The sequence below is a fragment of the Verrucomicrobiota bacterium genome (assembly GCA_016871535.1).
Taxonomy (GTDB): Bacteria; Verrucomicrobiota; Verrucomicrobiia; order Limisphaerales; family SIBE01; genus VHCZ01.
In genome coordinates this window covers 25,206-33,961 of sequence record VHCZ01000044.1, presented here as the reverse complement: position 1 = coordinate 33,961, position 8,756 = coordinate 25,206, and the positions used below count along the sequence as shown (strand labels likewise).

The following is an 8,756-nucleotide window of genomic DNA, read 5'->3' as shown; positions in this document are numbered from 1 at the left end:
TGGAGACCGCACGAAAGGTGCGCTCTCTCTCGTCGAGACCCCATCAACCGGAGAGCCGGATGCGGGAAATCCGCCCGTCCGGTTCGGAGGGAGGGGTGACGCTCGTGTGTCATCCCTACCCCTATCTTTGGTTGCGGCTTTCGCTGCGCTATGGGGTTGCGGAGCTATGCGCGCAGGGCGTGTTTAGTCGTCGCGGGCGTGCTCACGTTACTCTCGGCCTTGGCCTCCGGCGCACACGCGGCCGGCCTGCCATTGGTCTGGCGCTGGTCGAACCCAAAGCCCCACGGCAATAACATTGCCGCGATGACTTTTGGCAACGGCTGGATCGTCCAGGTCGGAGAGCGCGGCCAGATTTATCTGAGCCGCGATCTGGACGATTGGATTCCCTGTGACAGCAAAACGACCAACGATCTGCGGAGCGCGACGTTTTTCGGGAGCAAGATCATCGTCACCGGCGAAAACGGCACCGTGCTCTACGCCGAATCAGGCCTGCCTCGGCCCGAATTTCAACGCATTGACCTGGGCACACTGGACTGGTTGGAGGGCGTCGCGGCTTCACCCGCTCTCCAGGTCGCAGTCGGAGACAACGGCGCCACTTACACCAGCCACAATGGCACCGTCTGGCTGCGGCAGAGCCAGTCGTTTACGACCTGGCTGCGCGGAGTCGCCTACGGCAATGGATTGTTTGTGACTGTGGGCGAGACCGGCCTGGTGGCGACCAGCTCGGACGGCGTCACGTGGCAACGCCAGACCAGCGGCGTGACCGAACACTTAAACCAGATCGCCTGGGTTCAGAATCGATTCGTGGCGGTGGGGGACTCGGGACGAACTTTGAGCAGCAGCGATGGCCGAAGCTGGCAGACCGTTGCCACCAGCGCCGCGAACACTCTCTACACCATCACCGCCAGCCCCAGCAGTGTGTCGGTCGCGGGCGAAAGCGAGCTGCGCCTGCAAGAGAACGGCGTCTGGTCCGATCAGATTCGCAGCGCCGCCACGTCGTTTCCGGCGCCGAATTGGACTTACTTGAGCAGTTTGTGGGACGGGAGCTTGTTCTTGTTGGGAGGCCGGACCGGGCTGACGGTGGAAGGATTCAAAACCAACGCTGCCAGCGCTACAGTCTGGGTGGACCGGCACGATCACGCACAAATCGTTGTTCGCGCTGGCGAGTTCCGGCGGACAGCTCCTGGCCGCCGGAGTGGAAGGCGTGATTCTGCTGAGCCAGGTGATTCCCGACCTGGCGCCCATCACGATCAAAAGCTTCAACCGCAAGTCCGGCGAGAACGGGTTTCTTTTCTCCGGCAAGCCCGATCAACGTTTCACGCTGGATTACAGCACGGACCTGTTCAACTGGAAGACCGGGACGGCCCTGGAGTTCCGGGACAGTTCAGGCGCAGTGATTCATCTGGAAACCTCGCCCGTGAATTCGCACCGGATTTTCTTCCGCGCGACGCTGCGGTGATTGAATCCGAGCCAGGAAGAGCCCGAAACGCGCTCGCCAAAGGGAATCACCCTATGGTAAGAATGCGTTCATCGAGCGAGCTTCATTGGTCATGAAGATCAGCCAAAAAGACTGCGAACCGAGCTTTCGGCGAAGGAGAAAGGGCTTCGAGATTTCTGAATCGGCCCGCGCCTGGGTCCGGATCGTGATCTTCAGCTTTTGGGGTTGGGTGGCATTCGACTCTCCGGCCGATGACGTGAGTCAAAGCGCGAAACGAGAGGCTTCGGGTCCGGCGGCGCCGATGTCCGAGGTGCTCAACCGCGAATCCGGGAAAGATTTTTGGTCGTTTCAACCGCTCAAACGTGTTTCCCCTCCTTCGGTCAAAGACCGGGCCTGGCCTAGGACCTCAATCGATCAGTTCATCCTGGCCGGGCTGGAATCACGCGGCTTCGCTCCGGCATCGCCCGCGCCCAAGCTCGATCTCATTCGACGGGTTTACTTCGATGTCATCGGTTTGCCGCCCGCTCCTGAGGAAGTGCAGCAGTTCCTCAACGCTTCGTCGCCCGACGCCTACGAAAGACTTGTGGATCGTTTGTTGAACAGCCCGCACTACGGCGAGCGCTGGGGCCAGCATTGGCTGGACGTGGTGCGTTTCGCAGAAACGGAAGGTTTCGAGTACGATCGCGACATTCCCGATGCGTGGCGGTACCGGGACTACGTCATCGAGTCGTTCAATCGGGACAAGCCATTCGATCGGTTCGTTCTCGAACAACTGGCGGGGGACGAGATGGCGCCGGACGACCCTGAAATGCAAGTTGCCGCCGGCTTTCATCGGCTGGGTCCGGTCCGGCGCAACGCGGGCAATCAAGACGTGGCCAGCAGCCGCAACGAAGTATTGACCGACCGCACGGACATCATCGGCGCGGCTTTTCTGGGCCTGACGATTGGCTGCGCGCGTTGCCACGATCACAAGTTCGATCCGATCCGCCAGAAGGATTACTATCAGATGCAGGCGTTCCTCGCGGCCACGGACGAACGGAACATTCTGTTGAGCAGCCCGCAGGAACAGGAGGATTGGAAGAACAAGGTCAAGTCGATCAATCAGGAGGTCGCCCGCCTCAAGCGCGCTTTGCGAAACGCGGAGGACGAAGAGAAGGCGCGGCTGAACCAGAAGATTCTCGAGCTGGAAGAGAACATGCCGCGCCCGCCCGCGACCATCGCCAGCATCCAGAACGTCGAGTCCAATCGCACGGCGATTCACGTTTTGCGGCGCGGCGCTTGGGAGAGCAAAGGCGAGCGCGTGGGCATGAAAGGCCCGAATATTCTCTGGCAGGAAGGAACGACGGAGCTTCCGCCGGACACACCGAACCCCAAGACGGCCCTGGCGCGTTGGATCACCGATCCGAAAAACCCGTTGACAGCGCGCGTGCTGGCGAATCGGGTCTGGCAATTTCATTTCGGGCAAGGGCTGGTGAAGACGGCGAATGACTTTGGCGAGAACGGCGACCGGCCGAGCCATCCGGAATTGCTCGATTATCTGGCGCTCCGGATCATCGAGCACGGCTGGCGGCTCAAGCCGATTCACCGGATGATCTTGTTGAGCAGTGTTTATCGGCAAGCGTCGGGGACTGTTCCCAGCAGCCTTGAGCCGGGTAAGGACGCGTTCCACCACGTCCCTGATCTTAGCTCCGAAGGGGCTTCAGGGATCAACCTTGCGTCGCCCCGTCGGGGCTTAGTCAGGGACGGAGTGGAATCCGTCCTTACCCGTCGTGGTGAAGAGGCGGCGGCGAGCGATCCGGAAAACCGGTTGCTGTGGCGGTTCAATCGCCGGCGCCTGGACGCGGAAGGGATTCGCGACGCGATGCTGGCGGTTTCGGGAAAGCTGAATCGAAAAGCGGGCGGGCCGAGCGTGCTGCTGCCGGTCGATGCCGAGTTGATCGGTCAGCTTTACAAGCCTTCGCAATGGACGGTCACGCCGCACGAGCAGGATCATCACTGCCGCTCGGTTTACCTGATTGCGAAACGCAACTTGCGGCTGCCGTTCATGGAAGTGTTCGATCAACCGGCGCTTCAGACAAGTTGCGGCCGGCGGGAGACGAGCACGCACGCGCCGCAAGCCTTGGAGCTTTTGAACGGGCGCATTTCAAACACGCTGGCGGAAGCGTTCGCGCAACGGCTGGTCGCCGAAGCGGGCGCTGACGCCAACGCTCAGATCGATCGCGCGTATTGGCTGGCTGCGAGCCGTCCGCCCACCAAGAATGAAAAGCGTCTCGCGCTCCAATTCCTCCAAAGCCAGCCGTTGAAGGAATTCGCGCTGGCGATGTTTAATCTGAACGCATTTCTATATGTCAACTGAACAGCAACATCCCACCGCTGGGTTGCACACACGCGAGACGGGAACAGAAATCATGATGCCTCCGGAGAATAACGTCGGCCACGTTCGTCTTACCCGGACGCGACGCGAGTTCATTCGCGACGCGTTCTGCGGCTTTGGTTCGCTGGCGTTCGCTTCGATTCTCCAGCAGGAGCGAGCGCGCGCCGCGATATTGAATCCGCTCGCGCCGAAACCTTCACACTTCGCGCCGAAAGCGAAGGCGGTCATCTTCTTGTTTGCGGCGGGCGGGCCGAGCCACATCGACACCTTCGATCCCAAGCCGCTGCTCAATCAGCTTCACGGCCAGCCGCGCCCGAAGGAATTTGGCGAGGCGAAATATCAATTCATCGAAAGGAACGCCAAGCTTCTGGGCACGAAGCGCTCCTTCAAGAAATACGGCCAGAGCGGCATTGAGGTTTCCGACCTGTTTCCGCATACGGCCCAATGCATCGACGACATCGCGGTGATCCGCTCGTGTTACGGGGACATGGTCGTGCACTCGGCGGCGCAGTACGAACTGTTCAGCGGTCGCATCGTGCCGGGGTTTCCGAGCATGGGTTCCTGGATCGCCTATGGACTTGGCTCGGAAAGTCAATCGCTGCCGGCCTACGTGGTGATGCCGGACCCGGACGGCGCGCTGGAAGCGGGCCAGCCGATGTACATGCACGGGTTTTTGCCGGCGGTCTATCAACCGACCATGCTGCGTTCGGGCACCAAGCCGGTGCTGAGCCTCGACTTGCCAACTGGCGTCTCCTCCGAGCAACGGCGCAAGACCGTTGATCTGATCCGCCATCTCAATGAAGCGACATTGGCTCCGGACGATGACGAGTTTTCCGCGCGGATCAGCGCGTACGACCTCGCGTTCAAGATGCAATCGGAAGCCCCGGCGGTCTTCGATCTTTCGGAGGAACCTCAGGAGACGCTCGACCTCTACGGCGTCGGCACCGCGCCGACGCACGATTACGGCCGCCGTTGTTTGCTGGCCCGGCGTCTCGTTGAAAAGGGCGTGCGGTTCATTTGCGTCGTTTCCGGCGGTGGGCCAGGGAACAAGCAGTGGGACGCGCACGACAACATCGAGGAAAATCACCTCCGCATGGCGTCTAAGACGGACAAGCCGATTTCCGGACTGCTGAAGGACTTAAAACGCCGCGGGCTGTTCGACAGCACGCTCGTGCTCTGGGGCGGCGAATTTGGGCGCTCACCCGAAGCGCAGACCGGCAAAGGCCGCGATCATCATAATTTGGGTTTCAGCATGTGGATGGCGGGCGGCGGCAGCAAAGGCGGCCAGGTCGTCGGCGCGACGGACGACATCGGCTTGCGCGCGGTGAAGGATCCGGTTCACTTCCGCGACATCCACACGACGATCTTGCACCAACTGGGTTTGGACCAGGACGCGTTGAATTTTCCGCACCTGGGCCGCAATGAGCGCCTCACCCTGGTCCAGGGAAAAGTCATCGAACAGATCGTGTGAAGTAGGGCAGGCATCCTGCCTGCCTGATGGTTTGAGCAGTTGAATAAACGGAGGCGGGCTGGAAGCCTGCCCTGCGTTGGCGGTTATCAACCGAGTTGAAGAAGGATGATTATGCGCAAAACATCTGTCGGAGTTTCCCTCGTTGCATGCTTCATGATGATTCAAGTTCCAGCGACGCTTCACGCCCAGGCGAAGTTCACGCCGGCGGACGTCGGCCAAACCGTCAACGGCTTCCAGGATGATTTCAGCGGCGCGAGGCGCGATCCGAACTGGGTGCCGGTGCCGCCGGAGAAGGACAACTACGATCAACTCAACGGCGTGCTCGTCGTCACGGTGGTTGGCGAAGGGGCGTTCGACACACACTTGCTCTACCAGGCGCCGGGCTACGACGACACCGCACACGAAGTGCTGGCGCGGATTCGGGTCACGGCGTTCGGCACCGGAGACGCGCCGCGGTGCGGCATCGCGGTCGCGGTGAGCGGGGATACCAGTCAGGGAATCAACCTGCACTTCCGCGACCACAATCAGGATGGGCTGTCGGGGCGCCAATTCAAGTTGCTGGATGATCGGCGCGCGTGGGGGCCACGCGGGCTGGATCTCAAATGGGAGGACGCGGCCTGGTATTGGTTGCGTCTGCGCCAGACCGGCCCTGGCACCGCTCCCACCAACAACATCAACGCCAAAGTCTGGCTGGCGGACGGCAGCGTTCCTGAACCGGGCGAGTGGCAAATGAACTGGCGGCGCAGCGGACGAACGGGGTTCGCGGGAATCGTCGGTTCGAGCATCGGCGGGCTTTCGGAATACGAAGTGGACTACATTCTCATCAAAGCGGAAGGCCTTCCGAGCATCAAAGTCTCGCCCAGCGCATTCCCGGAGCCATTGTTCTTGAGCATCCGGCAACAACCGAAAAGCGCGAGCGCCGACATCGGCCAAACCGCCACATTCACACTCGAAGTCGCGAGTTCGGCCCCGCCGGCTTACCAATGGCAAAGAGCGGCGGCGGGGAGCACCAACTTTGTCGCCATCGCCGGCGCCACGGCGAAGAGCTACACAACCACTCCGGTGACTCGAACGGATCACGGCGCGAAATTCCGTTGCGCCCTTTCGATGGGCGGCGCAACCGTCACCAGCGCCGAGGCGATCTTGACGGTGGATGTGACCCCGCCGACCGTGGTCCGAGCTGTCGCGAGCGTGGACCGGACTTTCGACAGCGTCACCGTCATGTTTTCCGAGCCCGTCGCGGCCAGCACGGCAACCAATGTCGCGAACTACGCGGTCACGGGGCTTTCCGTCAGCGCGGCCAAACTCTCCGGCGTCGGCACGAATGTCGTTTTGAAAACCGGCGCCCTAAAGCCGGGGACGAGCTACACGCTCACCGTCAAAGGAATTCAAGACGTGGTTGGCAACACCATTCTTCCGAATTCACAGGTCCCGATCAGTTTCGATGTGGCGGTGCCCGCCGATTTCGGACAGACCGTCAAAGGGTTTCAGGATGATTTCCTCAGCGCGACCCGCGACCCGAACTGGGTGCCGGTGCCTCTGGAGAAAGACAGTTACGAACCGGCCAATGGCGTGCTTCGGGTCACGGTCGTCGGCGAAGGTCCGGATACGCATTTGCTCTACCAGGCGCCGGGCTACAGCGAAGACGCGCAGGAAGTGCTGGCTCGAATTCGGATCACGGCGTTCGGCGCCGGCGACGCGCCGCGGTGCGGCATTGCGGTCGGAGTCGATCCGGACTCCAGCCAGGGCATCAATTTGCATTTCCGCGACAACGACCAGGATAGCGTTTCAGGCCGCCAGTTCAAATTGCTGGACGACCGGCGCGCCTGGGGACCGCCCGGACTCGACATCGATTGGGAAAATGAAACCTGGTACTGGCTGCGTTTGCGCCAGACGGGCAGCATCGTGACCGACGGTCCGAATATCTTTGGCAAAGTCTGGCTCGCGGACGGAACTGTTGCTGAACCGTCCGATTGGCCAATGCGCTGGACGCGAGCAGACCGGATCGGTTTCGCAGGAATTGCCGGCTCCAGCATCGGCGGGCTTTCGGAGTATGAAGTGGATTACATCTTGATCAAGGCCGAGGGACTGCCGAACATCAAAGTGGGTGCGGGTGCATTTCCTGCCGGCGCACCTGCAACGCCGAAAATCTCCGCGGCGCGGTCCGGGAACTCGCTCACACTGAGTTGGACCGAAGGCGGTGTCCTCGAATCGTCCGATTCCATCACCGGTCCGTGGACTGCGGTCTCGGCGGCGTCGAGTCCGCACACCGTGACCTTGACCGGCGCGGGAAGATTCTATCGCGTGCGGAAATGATGCGGCTCGACGGCCCACGCGTAATGTTTCAGTCTTGGGGCGGGGATCTCGCCGAGCCGGTCCATCGCAGAGTTCGATTGAATTAGGCTCGCCGGGACGCTCTTCTCACCCGTGTAGGCTGAGCAGGGCTGTTGACAAAGTAGCGCAGATTTTCAATCTGCCGTATCGCCGAATTGCATTCGGCAGGGCGTCGGGAGATCCAAGCGCGCCCAACCCGCCGTGACCCTATGCGGATTGCAAATCCGCGATACAGCAGAATTCAATTCTGCGCTACTTTGTCAATGGCCCTGGTTTGCTGAGGCGTTACCCATGAACGCGAATTGACGCGCGCACGTCTTGGATTAGAGTTGTTAAGGCCGGTTCAACAACCGCTAATGTCGCTATGAAAACTGCCTGTCCTCTCCCCCATCGCTCCAACGCTTTCACCCTGATCGAACTGCTGGTCGTAATTGCCATCATTGCCATCCTGGCTGGAATGCTGTTGCCCGCCCTGGCGAAATCCAAGGCCAAAGCGAATCAGATCCAATGCCTCAACAATGAGAAGCAGTTGATGCTCGCGACTCTCCTGTATGCCGGCGACGCCGAAGACTGGCTGCCCGTGCCGAATTATGGAAATGATCCGAAGGTGAGCGGCTGGCTCTGCACTCCGCCCTGGGAGAAAGGCGAGACGAACCTGCAAACCGGACAGCTCTGGAAATACGCGAGCGCGTACAAGACGTTCCGCTGTCCGATCGACAAAACGAACACCGCCGAGTTCAAAGCCCGCCCGCAGAAGTATTCGAGCTTCATCATGAACGCCGCGCTGCTGGCCTACGACAAGACGCCGCTTCGGACGCGCACGCTCAAGGCGGTGAACATCCGGCCAGATGCCATTATTTTCTGGCAAGCAGATGAAACAAAACCCGGAGACTTCAATGACGGAGCAGCTTTTCCCTACGAGGGCGCCACTTCGCAGCACAATGGCGGCACTCACGTGGGCGTGATCGATGGGCGCGTTGAGCCAATGAAGATCAAATCGTTTCTGCAGGAGGCGACGCGGAATCCCGGACGCATCCAATTCGTCCCGCCCGGTTCCTCTTGAGTGTTCGAGTTGGGGAGCACACGCGCCCTCGCGCGTCCCGACCGGCGCCCTCGCCGGTCGGTCGTCGGAGAAGCCA

5 protein-coding genes are annotated in these 8,756 nt (G+C 60.9%); all 5 read left to right on the top strand.

What is annotated here, in order from left to right:
- Nucleotides 1-198 precede the first annotated feature (198 nt).
- Nucleotides 199-1,554, top strand: a complete 1,356-nt coding sequence (locus FJ398_08340) for a hypothetical protein (GenBank protein MBM3837961.1) — start codon at nt 199-201, stop codon at nt 1,552-1,554.
- Nucleotides 1,551-3,794: a DUF1549 domain-containing protein gene (locus FJ398_08335; GenBank protein MBM3837960.1), complete on the top strand. Its 2,244-nt coding sequence runs from the start codon at nt 1,551-1,553 to the stop codon at nt 3,792-3,794. Before FJ398_08340 ends, FJ398_08335 begins: the two co-directional genes overlap by 4 nt.
- Nucleotides 3,795-3,849: 55 nt before the next feature.
- Entirely contained in the window at nt 3,850-5,283 is a 1,434-nt protein-coding gene (locus FJ398_08330) for a DUF1501 domain-containing protein (GenBank protein ID MBM3837959.1), read from the top strand.
- A gap of 105 nt (nt 5,284-5,388) precedes the next feature.
- The gene (locus FJ398_08325) at nt 5,389-7,599 is read left to right on the top strand and encodes a hypothetical protein (GenBank protein MBM3837958.1); all 2,211 of its coding nucleotides are present in this window, start codon (nt 5,389-5,391) and stop codon (nt 7,597-7,599) included.
- A 382-nt stretch (nt 7,600-7,981) separates the two neighbouring features.
- Nucleotides 7,982-8,680: a prepilin-type N-terminal cleavage/methylation domain-containing protein gene (locus FJ398_08320; protein MBM3837957.1), complete on the top strand. Its 699-nt coding sequence runs from the start codon at nt 7,982-7,984 to the stop codon at nt 8,678-8,680.
- Nucleotides 8,681-8,756 lie beyond the last annotated feature (76 nt).